This window comes from Streptomyces sp. NPDC018031, assembly GCF_044327625.1.
Classification (GTDB): domain Bacteria; phylum Actinomycetota; class Actinomycetes; order Streptomycetales; family Streptomycetaceae; genus Streptomyces.
This window is the reverse complement of record NZ_JBIRFT010000006.1, coordinates 34,401-54,198: the sequence shown is the minus strand read 5'-3', so window position 1 is coordinate 54,198 and position 19,798 is coordinate 34,401. Positions and strand designations below refer to the sequence as shown.

Sequence of the window (19,798 nt, the reverse complement as noted above, 5' to 3'; positions counted from 1 at the left end):
GCCGGCCGGTCCGGGGTGGTCCGGTGACGGTCCGGCGCTCGTCACCGGACCACCGGTGGCGGCCGGCGCTCGCCACCCGCCCCGCCCGCTCCGGCGCGGGCGCGCCCGGGACAGGGCGGGCGCGGTCAGGGCGCCAGGACGTCCAGTTCCGCCATCGCTCCGGTGGTGATCTCCCGGGTGAACCGCTCGGCCGCCGCGGCGTCCCGTGCCCGTACCGCCTCGGCGACCCGGACGTGCAGGGTGACCGCCGCCGGGTCGGGGTCGGTGAACATCACCTGGTGTTCGGTACGGCCGGTCAGGACCTCGGCGACCACGTCACCGAGCCGGGCGAACATCTCGTTGCCGGAGGCCCGGAGGATCACCCGGTGGAACGCGATGTCGTGCACCAGATAGGCGTCGAGCTGCTGGCCGCGTGAGGTGGCCACCATGCCCAGCGCGTGCTCGGTGAGCTCCGCGCAGTGCAGGGGCGTGGCCAGTTCGGCGGCGAGGGCGGCGGCCACCGGCTCGACCGCGGAGCGCAGCACGGTCAGCGACCGCAGCTGGCGCGGCCGGTCGCGGCCGGCCAGCCGCCACCGGATGACCTGCGGGTCGAAGACGTTCCACTCCTCCGGCGGGCGCACGGTCACGCCGACCCGCCGCCGGGACTCCACCAGGTGCATGGACTCCAGTACCCGCACGGCCTCCCGGACCACGGTCCGGGACACCTCGAAGCGCTCCTCCAGCTCATCGGTGCGCAGCACCGTGCCCGGGGGGTGGTCGCCCGCCGTGATCGCCGGGCCCAGGGAGGCCAGCAGTCGCGCGTGCAGTCCGCGCGCGCTCCCCTCCGGCGCGGTGCGCGCGGGCCCCCCGGCGTCCTCGGTCCGCTCCGCGGCGCTCTCGGCCCGCCCTCCGCCCCGGTTGTCCATGGCTGTCAGCCTACGTGGCCCACCCTGGGCAATTAAGTATGACTTTTAAGTCACAGGCTCTTGAATACGTCGTACCAGTGGGGTTGAGTGTGCCCGGCGCGAGGTCGACGGGGACCCGCTCCGGCGAGACAGCGAGGTGTTCCATGCATGCCACCGGGGTCATCGTCGTCATGGGGGTGTCCGGCACGGGCAAGTCCACGGTCGGCGAGCTGCTGGCGGCCGAACTCGGCGTCCCGTACGCCGAGGCCGACGACTTCCACTCCCCGGCCAGCATCGCCAAGATGTCCGCCGGGACCCCGCTCGACGACGCCGACCGGCTGCCCTGGCTGGACGCCATCGGCAGGTGGGCCCGGGAGCACCGGGACGGCGGGGTGGTCAGCTGCTCCGCGCTCAAGCGTGGCTACCGGGACCGGCTGCGCGCCGCCGCTCCCGGCCTGTTCTTCCTCCATCTCACCGGCGACCGGGCGCTCGTCGCCGAACGGATGGAGGCCCGCAGGGGCCACTTCATGAGCAGCGCGCTGCTGGACTCGCAGCTCGCCACCCTCGAACCCCTCCAGCCGGACGAGACCGGCCTGGCGCTCGACATCGCGCCGGAGCCGGAGGTCATCACCGAACGGGCCGTCGCCGCCCTGCGGACGCCGCGCCGCGGCTAGCGGGCCGCACACCGCCGGCCCCCACCTGGAAGTGAGTGGAATCGCCGTGACACATCTCAGAGTCGAGATGCTGGCAGCGGACCCCGTCGAACCGATCACCTCGGCGGGTCACGCACAGCTGGGCATCGCGGTCCTCGTCGGGATCGCCGTACTCGTCCTCCTCATCAGCAAGTTCAAGCTGCACGCCTTCCTGTCGCTGACCGTCGGCTCGCTGGTGCTCGGCGCCGCCGCCGGCGCCGCGCCGGCCAAGGTGATCACCAGCTTCACCACGGGCCTGGGAGCCACGGTCGCGGGTGTCGGTGTGCTCATCGCGCTCGGGGCCATCCTCGGCAAACTGCTCGCCGACTCCGGCGGCGCGGACCAGATCGTCGACACCATCCTGGCCAAGGCGAACGACCGCACCATGCCCTGGGCGATGGCGCTGATCGCCGGCATCATCGGGCTGCCGCTCTTCTTCGAGGTCGGCATCGTGCTGCTGATCCCGGTGGTGCTGCTGGTCGCCAAGCGCGGCAACTACTCGCTGATGCGCATCGGGATACCGGCGCTGGCCGGCCTCTCCGTGATGCACGGTCTGGTGCCGCCGCACCCCGGCCCGCTCGCCGCCATCGACGCGGTCGACGCCGACCTGGGCGTCACCCTCGCGCTCGGGGTGCTGATCGCGGTGCCCACCGTCGTCATCGCCGGTCCGGTCTTCTCCCGGTACGCGGCCCGCTGGGTCGACATCACCCCGCCGGACGCGATGATCGCGCCGCGCCCGTCGGAGGACCTCCGGCGCCGGCCCAGCTTCCTGGCCACCGTCTGCACCGTGCTGCTGCCGGTCGTCCTGATGCTCGCCAAGGCGCTGGTCGAGATAGCCGTGGACGATCCGGACAACCCTCTGCAGCGGGTCACCGACGTCATCGGCGCGCCGATCATCGCCCTGCTGGCGGCCGTGCTGCTGGGGCTGTTCACCCTGGGCCGGGCGGCGGGCCTGGACCGGGACCGGATCGCCCGGACCGTGGACGGCTCGCTCGCCCCGATCGCCGGCATCCTGCTGATCGTCGGCGCCGGCGGCGGCTTCAAGCAGACCCTGATCGACATCGGCGTCGGCCGGATGATCCTGGACTTCTCCGAGGACTGGAACGTCTCCGCGCTGCTGCTCGCCTGGCTCATCGCGGTCGCCATCCGGCTGGCGACGGGCTCCGCCACGGTCGCGACGATCTCCGCCGCGGGGCTCGTCGCCCCGCTCGCCGCCGACATGAGCACCACCCACACCGCGCTGCTGGTGCTGGCCATCGGGGCCGGCTCGCTCTTCTTCAGCCACGTCAACGACGCGGGCTTCTGGCTGGTGAAGGAGTACTTCGGGATGAGCGTCGGGCAGACGGTGAAGACCTGGTCGGTGATGGAGACCGTGATCTCGGTGGTCTCGCTCGGCTTCATCCTGCTGCTGTCGCTGATCATCTAGCCGCCGGCGAGCCCGCGTCGCGCCGTACGCCCCCGGCCGCCCGACACCGGGCCGGCCGGGGGCGCGCGCCTGCCCACATATCGGACAATGAGAGGTTACGCTGAGGTAACTAGCCCCTACGGTGAGCCAGAACGATCGGGGGTAACGATGGCAGCGGAGCGCCCCTTCGAGGCATCCCGGCCCTTCGGCGACGATCAGATCCAGCCCCATCGACATCGGCACCGCCCCCACCACGTGGTGATCAGCGGCGGTTCGGTGGTGAAAGTGGTCGGCGGTGCCGAGGCCCCGCTGCCACCGCCGGGCCCGCAGGTGCCGGATCCCCGGGTGTCCGAGCGGGAGCCGGAGGATCCGGCCGACCGGCGGCAGACCTTCTTCTTCGACTTCCTCGGCCAGGCCCTCGGGCAGGCCCGGACCTCCTTCCGGCTGAGCGCCCTGTTCATGTCGGCGGGCGCGGTGCTGGTACTGGTCGGCGGTGCCCTGGCACTGGCCGGAGCCAATGATCCGAACGCCGGTTACCTGCCGGTGCTGACCAGCCTGGCCGGCGCGGTGATCACCAGCTGCGGGGGCGCGTTCGCGCTGCACGCCAACCGCGCGCGCCGCCATCTGACCGCGCAGGCCGAGCGGGTGCACGAGGGCATGCGGGCCGACCTCACGCTGGGCCAGACACTCGGTCTCATCGACCGGGTGGACGATCCGGACCTGCGGGACCGGCTGAAGTCGGTCGCCGCGCTCCGGGCGCTCGGCCTCGGCCCGGACCCGGACACGGTGGCCAGCCGGCTGCTGCCGCTGATCGGCGAGGGCGGCCCGTTCGGCGCGGCGGACCGGCCCGGCGGCGCGCTGGAACCCGGCGGCCCGGCCGCCACCGACCCGCGGAAGCGGTGAGCCGGGCGCGGTGGCACGCGAACGGTGCGGTGTGCGGGTGCGGCGGGCGCGGGGAGCCGGGCGGGATGCCGCGGACGGGGTGACGCGGGCGCGGGGATGCCGCGCCCGCCCGTGTCACCTGGCCGTCTTCTTCTTGATCTTGCGTTGGACGGCGCGGGCCCGCTTGGCCACCCGGCGGACCGTCTCGTTGCGCGGGATGAACCCCAGTTGGGACGGCATCGCCCCGGGCAGCGCGAGCGCCGTCAGCCGGCGGCGCTTGAAGTAGCGCCAGGTGTGGTCGTCCAGGTTGAGGGCGAGATAGCGCTCCGCGGCCGGCCGCAACTGCGGGTAGAGCTGCGCCTGCATGGCGAATCCGACCGCGGTGACCAGACCGGTGAGGTCCTTGTCCCGCACCGCGCGCTCGCCGGCCGCCGGCGTCCAGGCGGTGACCGCCCGGCGGTCCGCCAGGTCCGGCAGCAGCGCGTCCACGATCGTCACCGGCACCCGGTTGCTGTTCTGGTACGGGGCGAGCCGCTCCAGCAGCAGGTCGGTGCCGGTCCGGGCGGCCGGCAGCCCGTAGAACGCGGTCGCGGTGAGCAGCGCGGTGGAGAAGCAACCGACCACCAGCGCCGGGCGCATCCGCTGGTACAGCACCTCGGCGAGGACCGGTGAATCCAGCACGGTCAGCGCCGCGCCCAGCTCCCCGGCCTCCTTCTCCAGCAGCCGCGACCAGCGGGCCGGGGCGGTCGGGTGCGGCTTGAAGACGATGTTGCGGTGGCCGAGCGCGTAGGCCCCGCGCAACATCCGGACGTGCAGCGCCTCCTCTTCCTCCGGCGTGAGGATGTTCAGCGCCGACAGGTACTGGCCGAGCAGCAGGGCGGGGCGCTCCGGCGACGAGCTGAGCGCCTCCAGGTCCGGGTCGGGCACCGCGTGCGACAGGTCGGTGAGCACCTTGGTGAAGACGTCGGTGGGCACGATCTCCGACTCGACGCCGAACTCGGTGAGCAGCAGCGGCGTGAGTCCGGGCACCAGGTCGAGGTGGAGCAGCCGGCGGACGCGGGTGCCGATCAGCGGGTCCAGCTTGTTGCGGGTCGGGCCGTAGCTCATCAGGCCGTCGGCGTAGACCTCCAGGGCGGCGTCCGGGAAGAGCCGGGCGAGGGCCAGCGCCGGGTCGACCTGGATGGATTCCAGGACGAGTTCTATCCGGTCGTCGCCCAGCCCCCACAGCAGGCGCAGGTACCGCTCCCACAGCGGCACGTCGTTGCCGCGCGGCGACCAGCCGCCCGGGTGGAACGGCCGGATCGTCTCGTTCCAGGACAGCACCCGGTCGAACCGGTCGCGCAGCTGGTCGAAGCCGGCCATCTGGTCCAGCGACGGGGCGGTCTCCGGGACCGCGGCGTTGTTGCTGATCAGCAGCAGCCTGCGGTCGGCGGGGGCGAACAGGTCCGCGTCCAGGGCGGCGGCCAGGGTGGCCGCGCCGTACAGCGTGGAGGCGAAGAAGATCTGGGTGCGCTTGCGGGCGCCGGGCGCGGGCATCAGGCCGCCACCTCTCCGGCCACGGGGCGGCGGCGGACCCGCCGGAGCCGTGCGGCACGCTCGTAGTCCATGGAGTCCAGGGCTTCCTTGAGGACGTCCTGCGGCATGCGTTTCATGGCGGCCGCACTCATGGTGCGCAGCTTACGGGCCACGGCGGGTTCGAATCGGTCGATGTTGCCGAGGTGATGAGAAATGATGGCGCAATAAGTGCGGACTGCTTTCGGAAGCAGTTTCCCGGCTTCCGCATCGCGCGCGGTTTCTTCAATTACCTGATCGAATGCGCGGATGAAGTCGAGCTGGCGCACATCCCCGATCTGGGTGAGCGAGGTGGTCACCCCGCGCCGGTAGAAGACGCCGAGGAGTCCGACCACCGCGAAGGACCGCGCCTCGCGGTGCAGCCGCCAGATCCACGGGCGGTCCTCCGCGGTGCGCAGCCCGTGCGTGAAGTGCAGCAGCCCCTGGTCGGCCAGGCGCCGGTGGTAGATCCCGGCCCAGGCGAAGGCGTAGTCCACCGAGGTGGAGCGGTCGGCGGGGAGGATGGCGCCACGCGGGTCGAGCACCTCGTTGCGGCGGCCCACCGGCACCCGGTGGACGCTCCGGCCGCGGTTGGTGCACTGCACATGGTCGGTGCGCAGGAAGTCGACGCCCAACTCCTCGATCGCGTCGAGCAGTTGCTCGTAGTACCCGGGGGCGAGCCAGTCGTCCCCGTCGAGGAAGGTCAGGTATTCGCCGTTCGCCGCGTCCAGCCCCGTGTTGCGGGCGGTGGCGAGCCCCCCGTTCTTCTCGTGCCGGACCAGTACGGCCCCCGGCAGCTCGCGCTCGGCGCGCTCCAGGATCTCCGGCGTCCCGTCGGCCGAGCAGTCGTCGACGAGGATGAATTCGAAGTCGTCGCGCGCGTTCGCGCGCAGACTTCGCAGGGTGTCAGGGGCATAGGTCTGCACGTTGTAGAACGGCACGATGACGGAGAGCTTAACCACTCGGGTGACGCTAGGTCTCCGTCTGGCATTCGTCTTGACCTCCGGTGTACTTAAAGGTGAACGAAGAACGACGGAATGGTTAACCTGCCGCTCCGGCCTGCCGATTCTCCAATCGTCGACGTTCTGTTAACCGTTTGTTGCACCTGCGTTGGGCCCTCACTAGGAATCGCTTCCTACCGTCGGCGACGTGCCCACTCGTACCGACTCCCCGCTTTCCCCGCTGCGCGCCGCCGTGCTGGCCGACTCCGACACCCGGTGGAAGTGGGGCGCGCTCACCGCGCACCGTCTCCTCTCCGGCGCCTCGGACCCCCGGCGCGACGCGGCCGCGGCCGGCCGGGAGGTCGCGCTCCACGGCTACCTGCTGCGCGGCCGGGCGACGCCGACGGTCCGCCAGCTCGCCGAGGTGGGGGTGACCGCCCAGGCGATGCGCGAGGTCACGGGCACCGAGTTCGTCACCGCGGTGGACCGCGGGAAGTACGACGTGCTGGTGGTGTCCTGCGTCGGCGGCGCCGTCCAGGCGATCCTGCACGGACTCGCCCGCGCCTGGGAGGGCGCCGACCGCCGCCCCGTCGTCGTCACCGGCTACGTCGGCGTGGTCTACGAGAAGCTCGCCGACGGCCTGCTGCTGCGGCACGGCGCGGACGTGGTGCTCGCCAACTCCCGCCACGACGCCGACCGGTTCCGGGACGTCTACACCGGCGTCGGCGCCTCCCCGGACAGCGTGGTCGAGTGCGCCCTGCCCTTCCTGGGCGGCGCCCCGTACGACGGGACGGCCCGCCGCGCCCGCCGCTACCGGGGCGGCACGGTGGTCTTCGCCGTCCAGCCGTCGGTCCCCGACAACCGCGCCGACCGCACCTACCTGCTGCGCCGGGCCGTCGAGCACGCCCGCCGCCACCCCGACCGGGAAGTGCTGGTGAAGCTGCGCAGCAAGCCCGGCGAGCACACCACGCACATCGAGGAGCTGCCGTACCAGAAGCTGGTGGCCAGGCTCGACGGCGGCACCCCGGCCAACTTCCGCCTCGCCTACGGCAACATGGGCGAGGTCCTGGACACCACCGACCTGCTGGTGACGGTCAGCTCCACGGCCGCCCTGGAGTCCCTGCACCGGGGCATCCCGACCGCCGTCCTCACCGACCTCGGCGTCCGTGAAGTGCTCGGCAACCACCACTTCCTCGGCTCCGGCTGCCTCGCCTCCTGGGACGAGATCGACGCCGGCTACCTGCCCGAGCCCGACCCGGCCTGGACCGCCCGGCAGGGCGTGGCCGTCGGCGACGCCTACCGCACCGCGTTCGACGCCGCCCGGGCCCGGGTCGCCGAACTCGCCGCGGCCGACCGGCTGCCACCGCTGTCCCCCTACTACACACCCGTCACCGCGCCCGGCTACCTGCCCCGCATCCTCGGCCGCTACGGCTTCCAGCCCGACGGCACCCCGCGGCCGGGCACCACCGCCGACGGGGCCGCCGAGGCCGGCGGTCTGCGGCGGGTGGTCCGCAACACCATGCGGGAAGCGGCGCGCGGCGCGTACCGGCACGGCGTACAGCGCGTGGCCCCGGTGATCCGCCGTATGGGGGAGCTGTGACCGGCCACCGCCACCCGCCGCCGGGCCGCCGCGACATCCGGCCGGGCCGCCGCACCACCCCGCAAGAAGGCCTCCGCGCCGCGCCCGCCCAGGGCGCACCACGGAGCGCCGCCGTCACCGGCCGGACCCGGGAGGCGCCGTGAGCGCCCCGGACGGCATCGAAGGAGCCGCAATGCCTGCCACCACCGAGCGGCGCGTGGTCGCCGTGATCCCCGCCCGCGGCGGATCGAAGGGCGTGCCCGCCAAGAACCTCGCCGCCGTCGGGGGCGTCCCGCTGGTCGCCCGCGCGGTCCGCGAGTGCCGCGCCGCCCGCCTGGTGACGGACGTGATCGTCTCCACCGACGACGCCGGGATCGCCGCCGCCGCCCGCGGCGCGGGCGCCGAGGTGGTCCAGCGCCCCTCCGGCATCGCGGGCGACACCGCCACCAGCGAGGCCGCCGTCCTGCACGCGCTGGACGCCTTCGAGGCCGAGCACCGGGTGTCCGCCGAGGTGGTGCTGCTGGTCCAGTGCACCAGCCCGTTCATCGTCCGGGAGGACGTCGACGGCGTGGTCGCCGCGATCGTCGAGGACGGCGCCGACAGCGCGCTGACCGTCGCCCCCTTCCACGGCTTCGTCTGGCGCGACGCCGCCGACGACGGCGGGTTCGGCACCCCGGCCCTGGCCACGGCCGGCACCGCCGCACCCGGCGACGGGTCCGGCCCGGCCGCGGAGGGTGCCGCGGCGGTGGGCGGCCCGGCCACCGCGCGCCCGGCGCCGGCCGGGCCCGGGGCCGAGGACGCCGCCGGGAGCAGCGGCTACGGCGTGAACCACGACAAGTCCTTCCGCCCGCGCCGCCAGGACCGCCCGCAGGACCTGCTGGAGACCGGCGCCGCCTACGCGATGCGGGTGGCCGGCTTCCGCACCGAGCGGCACCGCTTCTTCGGCCGCACCGCGCTGGTGCGCACCGACCCGGCGCGGGTGCTGGAGATCGACGACCCGCACGACCTGGCCCGGGCCCGCGCCCTGGCGCCGCTGCTGGACGCGCCCCCGGCCTTCGCCGCGGGCACCCCCGGGCGGCCCGGCACCCTCTCCGGGTTCTTCCCCGCCCACCTCCCCACCCGCGACGACGTCGACGCGGTGGTCATCGACTTCGACGGCACCCAGACCGACGACAGGGTGCTGATCGACTCCGAAGGACGCGAACTCGTCGCCGTGCACCGCGGCGACGGGCTCGGGATCGCCGCGCTGCGCCGGGCCGGGCTGCCGCTGCTGATCCTGTCCACGGAGCAGAACCCGGTCGTCGCCGCCCGCGCACGGAAGCTCGCCATCCCCGTGCTGCACGGCATCGACCGCAAGGATCTCGCACTGAAGCAGTGGTGCGAGGAACAGGGCATCGCTCCCGAGCGCGTGCTCTATGTCGGAAACGACGTCAACGATCTGTCGTGCTTCGACGTGGTCGGTTGGCCGGTAGCGGTGGCCTCCGCGCACGACGTCGTGCGCGGTGCCGCCCGAGCGGTGACCTCCACACCCGGAGGACACGGGGCGATCCGCGAGATCGCCACCTGGCTCCTCGGAAAGGAACTCTCCTAGCCGACCCCCGGGGGCGACGGGCCCGGCGCCACCCGCCGGCTCCGCCCGGCCCCGCCGGTCCCCGCCGCCCCGCCCCGGTGGACGCCTTCCCCGTCCGCCGGACCGGCGTCGCGCAGCGAGGCCGCAGCCCAATCGACTGATGTTTCGCCCCGGTCCATCCGCACGACCGGGACTTCCCGAAAGGTTTCACGTGAGCTCCAACAACCGCCTCCGCACCCTCGGCGACAAGATCGTCGGCCCCGGCCACCCGGTCTACGTCACCGGCGAGATCGGCATCAACCACAACGGCGACCTGGAGAACGCGTTCAAGCTGATCGACGTGGCCGCCGACGCCGGCTGTGACGCGGTCAAGTTCCAGAAGCGCACCCCGGAGATCTGCACCCCGCGCGACCAGTGGGACATCGAGCGCGACACCCCGTGGGGCCGGATGACCTACATCGACTACCGCCACCGCGTCGAGTTCGGCGAGGACGAGTACCGGCAGATCGACGAGCACTGCAAGAAGCGCGGCATCGCCTGGTTCGCCTCCCCGTGGGACACCGAGGCCGTCGCCTTCCTGGAGAAGTTCGACCTGCCGGCCCACAAGGTGGCCTCCGCCTCGCTCACCGACGACGAGCTGCTGCGCGCCCTGCGCGCCACCGGCCGCACCGTCATCCTGTCGACCGGCATGTCCACCCCGAAGCAGATCCGGCACGCGGTGGAGGTGCTGGGCAGCGAGAACATCCTGCTCTGCCACGCCACGTCGACCTACCCGGCCAAGGCCGAGGAGCTGAACCTGCGGGTCATCAACACCCTGCAGGGCGAGTACCCCAACGTGCCGATCGGCTACTCCGGCCACGAGACGGGTCTGCAGACCTCCCTGGCGGCCGTCGCCCTCGGCGCGGTCTTCGTCGAGCGCCACATCACCCTGGACCGCGCCATGTGGGGCTCGGACCAGGCCGCCTCCGTCGAGCCGCAGGGCCTGGAGCGGCTGGTCCGCGACATCCGCGTGATCGAGGAGTCGCTGGGCGACGGCGTGAAGAAGGTGTACGACAGCGAGCTCGGCCCGATGAAGAAGCTGCGCCGGGTGGCGGGCGTGGTCGCCGAGGCCGGCGACCGCGAGACCGCCGGCGTCTGACGTCCCGGCAGTCCCTGACGATCCCTCGTAGGCAGGTCACTCACTGGTGGACACGACACCGGCCGGGCCGTCCGGCGGCCCTCCGTCACCGGAAGCGGCGGGCACTCCCGTGCGCCGCTTCCGGGCCCTGCCGCAGGGCGCGGCGCGGCAGCCCGAGACGCTCGCCTTCGTGGAGAGCCCGGTCCAGCTGCTGAACGTCCTGGAGTGGGCCTGCGCCGACGCCCTGCGGTGGGCGGCGCAGGCACCGCCGGACGGGGGCGGGTTGGGGCCCGTGCCCGCGGCGGACCCGCCGACCGGGGCGCCGGCGGCGTCCGGGCCCGGGCACCGGTCCGGTCCCGGAGCGGGCCCGGCCGGACACCCGTACCACCCGCCCGGAGGCGGGGCCCGGGGCGCGGCGGCGCCGCGGGCCCTGCCGCCGGACGGCCCCGGAGCCGCCCGGGGGAGCGGCGCCGCGGCCCCGGCGCTGCCCGGCCCCGCCGAGCCCCCGGTGCTCACCGGCGCGGTGGACCGGCTGACCGTCGTGGTGCTGTCGCCGCACGACCCGATGACCCGCGGACAGCTGCGCCGGATGGCCGACCTCGCCCGCGACGAGGGCGTCACGGTCCGCTGGGAGGACGCGCGCGGTGGGGCGGGCGCCCCGCTGCGCACCATCGGCGGGCTCTCCGCGCCGCTGCGGCGGGCCGAGCGGATCGTCATCGGCGACCCGTTCTCCCGGTACGTGCAGCTGCTGCTGACCCTGACCCGGGCCCGCGACCTGATCGTGGTGGACGACGGCACGGCCACCATGGAGTTCATCTCCCAGCTGGCCAAGGGCGAGCCCCTGGTGCGCTGGCACCGGCGCGGCACCGCCCGGGGGGCGCGCGACGTGGTGTTCGCGCCCGTCTCCGCTTCAGCGCGCCGCAAACTGACGCCCGCCGCCGACCGTCGCGTCGAGGTGTTCAGCTCGATGCCGGTGGAAGCCCCGCCGGGCGTCACCGTCACCGCCAACGAGTTCATCTGGACCCGCACCCGGTTCGGCCCGCCCCGCCTCACCGGGGGCACCGACCTGGTCGGCACCTCCCTGGTGGAGACCGGTGTGGTGGACCCGGACCGCTACCTGGAGGCGGTGGCCGCGCTGGCCCGCACGCACGGCGCCACCCGCTACTTCGCGCACCGCAAGGAGAGCACCGACAAGCTGCACCGGGTGACCAGCGAACTCGGCCTGGAGGTGGTCCGCCCCGAGCTGCCGCTGGAGCTGATCGCCCGGCGCGGCCCGATCGGCAACACCATCCTGAGCTTCCCCTCCACCGTGGTGCACACCCTGCCGCTGGCGCTCACCGGCACCGGCGTGCGGGTCGCCGTCTGCGACATCGACCCGGCCTGGCTGACCAGCGGCGCGTCGCCGCGCGCCCAGGGCTTCCTGTCCGGGGTCACCGGCAGCGCGCGGGACGTGCAGCGGCTGCCGTCCACCCCGCTCGGCACGCCCTCCTGAACCGCCCGCCGGCCCGGCCGACCGATCCGGCCGCCCGGCCCGGGGCGCCGCCCGCCCGGGCGCGCCCCGTGTCCGGTACCCGCGGTCCGGGTCCACCGCCCGCACCGGCCCGGTCCATCGCCCACACCGGGCCGGTCCAGCACCGGGTCGGTCCGGCACCGGTCCGGCCCGCCGCCCGCACCGGCCCGGGGGCGCGGCACCCGCGCCCGGGCCCGACGGGCTGCTCGCGGCGGACCACGCGCCGGTCCGCGCCCCCGGCACGGTCCCGCGGCCCGTCCGGAACGGACCCGCACCCCCTCCGGCACGGGTTCCGCGCCCGTCTCGCACGGCCGGCCGTCTCACGTGGTGAGAAGCGCTCCGGAAGGCGGAATCTCTTCCGTCCCTTCCCAGTTGGCGAAAGAAAGCGCTGTTATACCCCCTGACTAGGGAGATCATGCGCAGTCGGCCCCGGTATCCGTCCCCTATGGGGCTGAAATTTGGATGATCGGCCCCCGGACGCCCCGTCCGTCGGCATACGCTTCATCAGGTGAACCACGTGATGTCCCCCGAGACCGGGCTGTCCGCCGCCGACGCCACCGTGGGAGCGGAAACGGCCGGCACCCTGCCTGACGGGTTGCGCACCGAACTCATCGCCTTCCGGCGCGACTTGCACATGCACCCCGAGCTGGGCAACAGCGAGTTCCGGACCACCGCCGCGATCAAGGCGAGACTGGAGAAGGCCGGCCTCAGCCCCCGGGTGCTGCCCGCCGGCACCGGCCTGGTCTGCGACATCGGCGCCCCGGTCCCGGGACGCGCCGCGCTGGCGCTGCGCGCGGACATCGACGCCCTGCCGATCCCCGACGTCAAGACCGTGCCGTACCGCTCGACGGTGCCGGACCGGGCGCACGCCTGCGGCCACGACGTGCACACCACCGTGGTGCTCGGGGCCGGGCTGGTGCTCGCCGCACTGGCGCGCGAGGGCCGGCTGCCGCAGCCGGTGCGGCTGCTGTTCCAGCCCGCCGAGGAGGTGCTGCCGGGCGGTGCGGCGGACGCCGTGGAGGCGGGCGTGCTGGACGGCGTCGGGCGGATCCTGGCGGTGCACTGCGACCCGCGGGTGGACGTGGGCCGGATCGGGCTGCGCACCGGGCCGATCACCTCCGCCTGCGACCGGCTGGAGGTCGTGCTGGCCGGGGCGGGCGGCCACACCGCCCGCCCGCACCTGACCACCGACCTGGTCACCGCCGCCGCCAGGGTGGCCACCGACGTGCCCGCGCTGCTCTCCCGCCGGGTGGACACCCGCTCCGGGCTCGCCGTCACCTGGGGACGGCTGGAGACCGGGCACGCCTGCAACGTGATCCCGCAGCACGCCGAGCTGGCCGGCACGGTGCGCTGCCTGGACCTGCCCGCCTGGCACGAGGCCCCGGACCTGGTGCACGCCGCGGTCGACGAGGTGGCCACCCTGTACGGGGCCAAGTCGGAGATCACCTACGTCCGCGGGGTGCCGCCGGTGGTGAACGAGGAGTCCTCGGTGGACCTACTGCGCCGGGCGATGACGGCCCGCCGCGGCCCGGCCGCCGTGGAGGGCACCGAGCAGAGCCTGGGCGGGGAGGACTTCTCCTGGTACCTGGAGCACGTGCCGGGCGCGATGGCCCGGCTGGGGGTCCGGCGGGTGGGAGACACCGCCCGCCGGGACCTGCACCGTGGTGATTTCGATGTGGACGAGGGGGCGATCAAGGTTGGGGTGGAGCTGTTCACCGCGGCGGCTTTGCTCGATTGACACGTTCCGTAAGCCAGTCGGTCAAGTCAGGTTCGCGACGATCCGATAACGGCTTCGAAGCACCCCTTTATCTGACATCTACGCGCGTTACGATGCGGCGAAACCAGCGCCAAAGGAGGCGCTTCAAGCCGAAGGGGACCCCTCGTGCGCCGGGTATCCAAGATCACTGTCGCGGGCATCGCCACCGCGGCTCTCGCTTTCACCGTCACCGCCTGTGGCAGCAGCTCCGAGGAGGGCGGCAAGGACAAGGGCGTCGGCCTCGCCTATGACGTCGGCGGCCGTGGTGACCACTCCTTCAACGACTCCGCCGCGAAGGGCTACGACAAGGCCCTCAAGGAGTTCGACATCAAGGGCAAGGAGCTCACCGCCAAGGACGGTGACACCGAGGCCGACCGCTACGACAAGCTCGCCAGCCTGGCCGAGGCCGGCTACAACCCGGTCATCGGCGTCGGCTACGCCTGGACCCCCGCGATGCAGAAGATCGCCAAGGACGACAAGTTCAAGGACACCACCTTCGGCATCGTCGACTCGGTGGTCGAGGCCAAGAACGTCGCCTCCATCGTCTTCACCGAGCAGGAGAGCTCCTACCTGGCCGGCGTCGCGGCGGGCCTGAAGACCAAGACCGACAAGGTCGGCTTCATCGGCGGCACCGACAGCGCGCTGATCAAGAAGTTCGCGGGCGGCTTCGAGCAGGGCCTGAAGGCGGTCAACCCCAAGGCGAGCCTGGACGTGCAGTGGGTCGTCGTGGGTGACGCCCGCGGCTTCGGCATGCCGGACCGCGGCAAGGCCATCGCCCAGGGCATGCTGTCCAAGGACATCGACGTGATCTACTCGGCGGCCGGTTCCTCCGGCGCCGGCGCCATCGAGGCGACCGCGGCCAAGAAGGGCACCTGGTCGATCGGTGTCGACGGCGACCAGTACTACTCCAAGGGCCTGGTGGACTACAAGCACACCATCCTGACCTCGGCGCTGAAGAACGTGGACGGCGGCGTCTACGACCTGGTCAAGTCCGTCCAGGACGGCAAGCCGCTGACCGGCGTGCAGCCGTACTCCCTCGCCGAGGGCGGCGTGGGCCTGTCCTACTCCGGTGGCTTCCTGGACGACATCAAGCCGAAGATCGAAGAGGCCAAGAAGAAGATCATCGACGGTGACATCAAGGTGGTCGACACCTACAAGGGCTGACCGGTCAGGCCGCCGGGGCCCGCACGCCCCGGCGGCCGCCGGCCGCCGTTGACGACGGACCTGGGGGATGGCTGAACCGTCCGCCCGGGTCCGTCGCGTCCTCCCACCCGCCCCATCCCCCCAGGAGAGCGCCATCAAAGCCGCCAGCGCCCCTCAAGGCGAGCCCTCCGCCGACGCCCCAGGAGACGTCGCCGTAGAGCTCCGCGGAATCACCAAGCGGTTCCCCGGAGTCGTCGCCAACCACGACATCGACATCACCGTGCGCCGCGGGACCGTGCATGCCCTCGTGGGCGAGAACGGCGCCGGCAAGTCGACCCTGATGAAGATCCTCTACGGGATGCAGCGTCCCGACGAGGGCACCATCGCCATCGACGGCCACACGGTGGAGCTGCACACGCCCGCCGACGCCATCACGCGCGGTGTCGGCATGGTGCACCAGCACTTCATGCTCGCCGACAACTTCACCGTGCTGGAGAACGTCGTCCTCGGCGCCGAGAAGCTGTACGGCATCGGCGCCAAGGCCCGGGCGAAGATCCTGGAGATCTCCGACGCCTACGGCCTCGGCGTGCGGCCCGACGCCCTGGTGGAGGACCTCGGCGTCGCCGACCGGCAGCGGGTGGAGATCCTCAAGGTCCTCTACCGCGGGGCGCGCACCCTGATCCTGGACGAGCCGACCGCGGTGCTGGTCCCGCAGGAGGTCGACGCGCTCTTCGACAACCTCCGCGAGCTCAAGTCCGAGGGCCTGACCGTCATCTTCATCTCCCACAAGCTGGGCGAGGTGCTCTCGGTCGCCGACGACATCACCGTCATCCGGCGCGGCACCACGGTGGCCTCGGTCGTCCCGTCCGAGACCAACCCCAAGCAGCTGGCCGAGCTGATGGTCGGCAGCGAACTGCCGTCGCCGGAGACCCGCGAGTCCACCGTCACCGACACCCCGATGCTCACCGTCTCCGGTCTGCACCTGACCGCGCTGGACGTGGACGGCGTGGAGCGCGCGGTACTCGACCAGATCAGCTTCACCATCCGCAAGGGCGAGGTGCTGGGCATCGCCGGCGTCGAGGGCAACGGCCAGGCCGAACTGGTCGAGGCCATCATGGGCATGCGCGCCCCGGACGCCGGGACCGTCACCCTGGACGGCGCCGACATCAGCCGCACCCCCACCCGCAAGCGGCGCGAGGGCGGCATCGGCTACATCCCCGAGGACCGCCACCGGCACGGCCTGCTGCTGGATGCGCCGCTGTGGGAGAACCGCATCCTCGGCCACGTCACCGAGCGGCCCAACAGCCGGCGCGGCCTGCTGGACCCGTCCGCCGCGCGCCGCGACACCGAGCGGATCGTCACCGAGTACGACGTCCGCACCCCCGGTATCGAGGTCACCGCGGCCTCGCTCTCCGGCGGCAACCAGCAGAAGCTGATCGTCGGCCGCGAGATGAGCCACGCCCCCAAGCTGCTGATCGCCGCGCACCCGACGCGCGGCGTGGACGTCGGCGCCCAGGCACAGATCTGGGACCAGATCCGCGAGGCGCGCCGCGAGGGGCTCGCCGTGCTGCTGATCTCCGCCGACCTGGACGAGCTGATCGGCCTGTCCGACACCCTGCGCGTCATGTACCGCGGCCACCTGGTCGCCGACGCCGACCCCGCCACGATCACCCCGGAGGAGCTGGGCTCGGCCATGACCGGCGCGGCTTCCGGCCACCTCGAGCACCCCGCCGACGACGCGTCGCAGCACGCGTCCGGCGACGGCGCCCGGGACGCTGGGGGAGAGGACCGATGACAACAACTCCACAGGCCAAGAGCCGAGGTACCAGCTCCGCGCTGAAGCGGATCGACAAGGAGCGGGTGCTCCTGGCGGTCGCGGCCCCCGTGCTCGCGCTCGCCGGCGCCTTCCTGCTGACCGCACTGGTGCTGGTGGCGACCGGCAAGCAGCCGTTCGACGCCTTCAGCATCATGTTCGACTACGGACTCAAGTCCGACAGCCAGGTCTACATCCTCAACAAGGCCACCGGGTTCTTCCTGTCCGGCCTCGCGGTCGCCATCGGCTTCCGGATGAACCTGTTCAACATCGGCGTCGACGGCCAGTACCGGCTGGCGGCGTTCTTCGCCGCGGTGGTCGGCGGCGCCCTCACGCTGCCCGGCGTGATCCAGATCCCGCTGATCATCCTGGTCGCCATGCTGGTGGGTGCGGCCTGGGCCGCCATCGCCGGTCTGCTGAAGGTCTACCGGGGCGTCAGCGAGGTCATCAGCACCATCATGCTGAACGCGCTGACCGGCATCATCATCAGCTATCTGCTGGTGGACGACCGGCTCGGCGAGCTGGACAAGGACACCAACATCGTGGCCACCCCGCCGCTGCCGGACTCCAGCCACTTCTTCACCATCCCGGCCGGCGGCGACCTCGACCCGGTGTGGGGCTTCATCGTCGTCGCGGCCCTGGCCGGCGTCGGCTACTGGTTCCTGCTCGGCCGGACCCGCTTCGGCTTCGACCTGCGCGCGGTGGGCCGTTCCGAGTCCGCGGCCCAGGCCAGCGGCGTCAACGTCAAGCGCATGGTGCTCACCAGCATGCTGCTCTCCGGCGCGGTCGCCGGTCTGGTCGGCATGCCCACCCTGCTCAACGACTCCCACCAGTTCAGCAACAACTTCCCGGTCGGCGTCGGCTTCACCGGTATCGCCATCGCGCTGCTGGGCCGCAACAACCCGGTCGGCATCGCGCTGGCCGCGCTGCTGTGGGCCTTCCTGGAGCGCGGTGCCAACCGCCTGGAGTTCGAGGGCTACGACCGCGAGATCGTCGGCGTGATGCAGGGCGTCATCGTCCTGTGCGTGGTCATCTCGTACGAACTGGTCCGCCGCTACGGAACCAAGCGCCAGCAGCAGCGGGTCGGCGCCGAACTCGCCGCCCAAGCCCGTAAGAACGACGACTCGCAGGAGGTGACGGCGTGAGCACCGAGGCGACTCCCAAGACCGCCAACCTGGTCCGCTCCACGGCTGCGCCCGCACGGCTGTCCCTCGCCAAGGTGCTGCTGTTCATCGCGGCGGGACTGGTCCTGCTGTCGGTGGTGAGCGAGATCATCGCGGCCGTCGCCTCGGGGGACGAGGCGGCCTTCAACAGCATCACCTCCTCCGGGCAGATCACCGCCGCGCTCGCCATGGCGGTGCCCATCGGCCTCGCCGGCCTGGGCGGCCTGTGGGCCGAGCGGGCCGGTGTGGTCAACATCGGCCTCGAGGGCATGATGATCCTCGGCACCTTCTTCGGTGCCTGGGCCGGCTACCAGAGCAACCCGTGGGTCGGCGTCCTGGCGGGCGTGCTGGGCGGTGCGGTCGGCGGCCTGGTGCACGCCATCGCCACCGTCACCTTCGGCGTCGACCACATCGTCTCCGGTGTGGCGATCAACATCCTGGCGCTCGGCACCACCACCTACCTGGCCAAGCGCTGGTTCGGCCCGCTGGCCGAGGAGGGCGGCAGCCCCAAGCAGTCCCCGCAGGTCGACGAACTCCCGAGCTTCACCGTCCCCGGACTGTCCGACTGGCTGAAGGACATCGAGAACGAGCACAAGTTCTTCGTCTCGGACGTCGCCGGCATCCTCGGCGGTCTGGTCACCGACATCTCGGTGCTCACCCTGCTCGCCATCGGCCTGGTCGTCGGCACCTTCTTCGTGCTGTGGAAGTCCTCGTTCGGCCTGCGGCTGCGGTCCTGCGGTGAGAACCCGGTCGCCGCCGAGTCGCTGGGCGTCAACGTCTACCTGTACAAGTACGCGGCGGTCACCGTCTCCGGCGGCCTCGCCGGTCTCGGCGGTGTCTTCCTCGCGCTGGTCTCCTCGCACATCTACAACGAGGGCCAGACCGGTGGCCGTGGCTACATCGGCCTCGCCGCCATGCTCTTCGGCAACTGGCGTCCCGGCGGCCTCGCCATGGGCGCGGGCCTGTTCGGCTACTCCGACGCGCTCCAGCTGCGCGGCGGCGGCGACACCGTGCACGCCCTGCTGCTGCTCATCGCGATCTCGCTGACCCTGTTCGCGCTGTGGAAGGCGTACCGCAAGAGCATGCTCGCGGCCGCGGTCAGCGCCGCCGTCGCCGCCCTGGTGTTCCTCTGGTACTTCCTCACCGACACGGTGGACAACGTCCTGGTCGGCGCCACGCCGTACGTGGTGACGCTGCTGGTGATGGCCCTCGCCGCGCAACGGCTGCGGATGCCCAAGGCCGACGGCAAGCCGTACCGCAGGGGGCAGGGCAAGTGACCGGAGCCCCCATCGACTGGGAGGCGCTGCGCGTCCTGGCCCGGGACGCCATGTCCCGGGCCTACGCCCCGTACTCCGGCTTCCCGGTGGGCGCCGCCGCGCTGGTCGACGACGGCCGGACGGTGAGCGGCTGCAACGTGGAGAACGCCGCCTACGGGGTCGCGCTCTGCGCCGAGTGCGGCCTGATCTCCGAGCTGTTCGCCACCGGCGGCGGCAGGCTCACCGCCTTCACCTGCGTGGACCGGCACGGCGACGTGCTCATGCCGTGCGGCCGCTGCCGCCAGCTGCTGTGGGAGCACGGCGGCCCCGACCTCCAGGTGGAGACCACGGTGGGCATCCGCCCGCTGGCGGATCTGCTGCCGGATGCGTTCGGCCCGGAGGATCTGCGACGCTGAAACCGCGTACGCAGGCATCCGCCCGGCGGAACGGCGGGCGGCCCGTGACCCGGGCCGCCCCCGTCCGCCGGGCGGTTCGGCCCGGACCTCCACCCCGGATCTACCCGCGTCAACCCGCTC

Annotated in this window: 16 protein-coding genes; 13 read left to right on the top strand and 3 right to left on the bottom strand. The window is 72.7% G+C overall.

What is annotated here, in order from left to right:
- Window positions 1-125 precede the first annotated feature (125 nt).
- Complete coding sequence (locus tag ACH4B3_RS16730; protein WP_398463586.1) at window positions 126-905, bottom strand: FadR/GntR family transcriptional regulator; 780 nt, start codon at window positions 903-905, stop codon at window positions 126-128.
- Between the two features lie 143 nt (window positions 906-1,048).
- On the opposite strand from ACH4B3_RS16730, the gene ACH4B3_RS16725 reads away from it, so the two are divergent.
- The 3 genes from ACH4B3_RS16725 (at window position 1,049) to ACH4B3_RS16715 (ending at window position 3,884) form a co-directional block, all read left to right on the top strand.
- Window positions 1,049-1,558: a gluconokinase gene (locus ACH4B3_RS16725; protein ID WP_398463585.1), complete on the top strand. Its 510-nt coding sequence runs from the start codon at window positions 1,049-1,051 to the stop codon at window positions 1,556-1,558.
- 46 nt (window positions 1,559-1,604) lie between these two features.
- Window positions 1,605-3,002 carry a gluconate:H+ symporter gene (locus tag ACH4B3_RS16720; protein WP_398463584.1) on the top strand — a complete coding sequence of 466 codons (1,398 nt, stop codon included), beginning with the start codon at window positions 1,605-1,607 and terminating at the stop codon, window positions 3,000-3,002.
- Window positions 3,003-3,149: 147 nt separating this feature from the next.
- Window positions 3,150-3,884, top strand: a complete 735-nt coding sequence (locus tag ACH4B3_RS16715) for a hypothetical protein (RefSeq protein ID WP_398463583.1) — start codon at window positions 3,150-3,152, stop codon at window positions 3,882-3,884.
- 114 nt (window positions 3,885-3,998) lie between these two features.
- Here ACH4B3_RS16715 and ACH4B3_RS16710 read toward each other — a convergent pair whose 3' ends face one another.
- Entirely contained in the window at window positions 3,999-5,399 is a 1,401-nt protein-coding gene (locus tag ACH4B3_RS16710; RefSeq protein ID WP_398463582.1) for a polysialyltransferase family glycosyltransferase, read from the bottom strand.
- A complete protein-coding gene (locus tag ACH4B3_RS16705) occupies window positions 5,399-6,376 on the bottom strand; it encodes a glycosyltransferase family 2 protein (RefSeq protein ID WP_398463581.1) in 978 nt (325 codons plus the stop codon). The genes ACH4B3_RS16710 and ACH4B3_RS16705 overlap by 1 nt, the downstream gene beginning before the upstream one ends.
- A 232-nt stretch (window positions 6,377-6,608) precedes the next feature.
- Here ACH4B3_RS16705 and ACH4B3_RS16700 point away from each other — a divergent pair, with 232 nt between their 5' ends.
- From ACH4B3_RS16700 to ACH4B3_RS16655, 10 genes are all read left to right on the top strand, one after another.
- A complete protein-coding gene (locus ACH4B3_RS16700) occupies window positions 6,609-7,955 on the top strand; it encodes a DUF6716 putative glycosyltransferase (protein WP_398463839.1) in 1,347 nt (448 codons plus the stop codon).
- 172 nt (window positions 7,956-8,127) lie between these two features.
- Entirely contained in the window at window positions 8,128-9,525 is a 1,398-nt protein-coding gene (locus ACH4B3_RS16695) for a cytidylyltransferase domain-containing protein (RefSeq protein ID WP_398463580.1), read from the top strand.
- 190 nt (window positions 9,526-9,715) lie between these two features.
- Window positions 9,716-10,642, top strand: a complete 927-nt coding sequence (locus tag ACH4B3_RS16690) for an N-acetylneuraminate synthase family protein (protein ID WP_398463579.1) — start codon at window positions 9,716-9,718, stop codon at window positions 10,640-10,642.
- Between the two features lie 127 nt (window positions 10,643-10,769).
- Window positions 10,770-12,113 (top strand): hypothetical protein, encoded by a 1,344-nt coding sequence (locus ACH4B3_RS16685; protein ID WP_398463838.1) that lies wholly within the window; start codon window positions 10,770-10,772, stop codon window positions 12,111-12,113.
- Window positions 12,114-12,651: 538 nt separating this feature from the next.
- The gene (locus tag ACH4B3_RS16680; protein ID WP_398463837.1) at window positions 12,652-13,869 is read left to right on the top strand and encodes an amidohydrolase; all 1,218 of its coding nucleotides are present in this window, start codon (window positions 12,652-12,654) and stop codon (window positions 13,867-13,869) included.
- A gap of 144 nt (window positions 13,870-14,013) precedes the next feature.
- Window positions 14,014-15,051 (top strand): BMP family protein, encoded by a 1,038-nt coding sequence (locus ACH4B3_RS16675; RefSeq protein WP_398463578.1) that lies wholly within the window; start codon window positions 14,014-14,016, stop codon window positions 15,049-15,051.
- Between the two features lie 67 nt (window positions 15,052-15,118).
- On the top strand, window positions 15,119-16,825 hold the full coding sequence (locus ACH4B3_RS16670) for an ABC transporter ATP-binding protein (protein WP_398463577.1): 1,707 nt from the start codon (window positions 15,119-15,121) through the stop codon (window positions 16,823-16,825).
- Window positions 16,826-16,866: 41 nt separating this feature from the next.
- Window positions 16,867-17,988, top strand: coding sequence for an ABC transporter permease (locus ACH4B3_RS16665; RefSeq protein ID WP_398463836.1), 1,122 nt, complete (start codon window positions 16,867-16,869; stop codon window positions 17,986-17,988).
- The gene (locus ACH4B3_RS16660) at window positions 17,985-19,283 is read left to right on the top strand and encodes an ABC transporter permease (protein WP_398463576.1); all 1,299 of its coding nucleotides are present in this window, start codon (window positions 17,985-17,987) and stop codon (window positions 19,281-19,283) included. The genes ACH4B3_RS16665 and ACH4B3_RS16660 overlap by 4 nt, the downstream gene beginning before the upstream one ends.
- Entirely contained in the window at window positions 19,280-19,678 is a 399-nt protein-coding gene (locus ACH4B3_RS16655) for a cytidine deaminase (protein ID WP_398463575.1), read from the top strand. Before ACH4B3_RS16660 ends, ACH4B3_RS16655 begins: the two co-directional genes overlap by 4 nt.
- Window positions 19,679-19,798 lie beyond the last annotated feature (120 nt).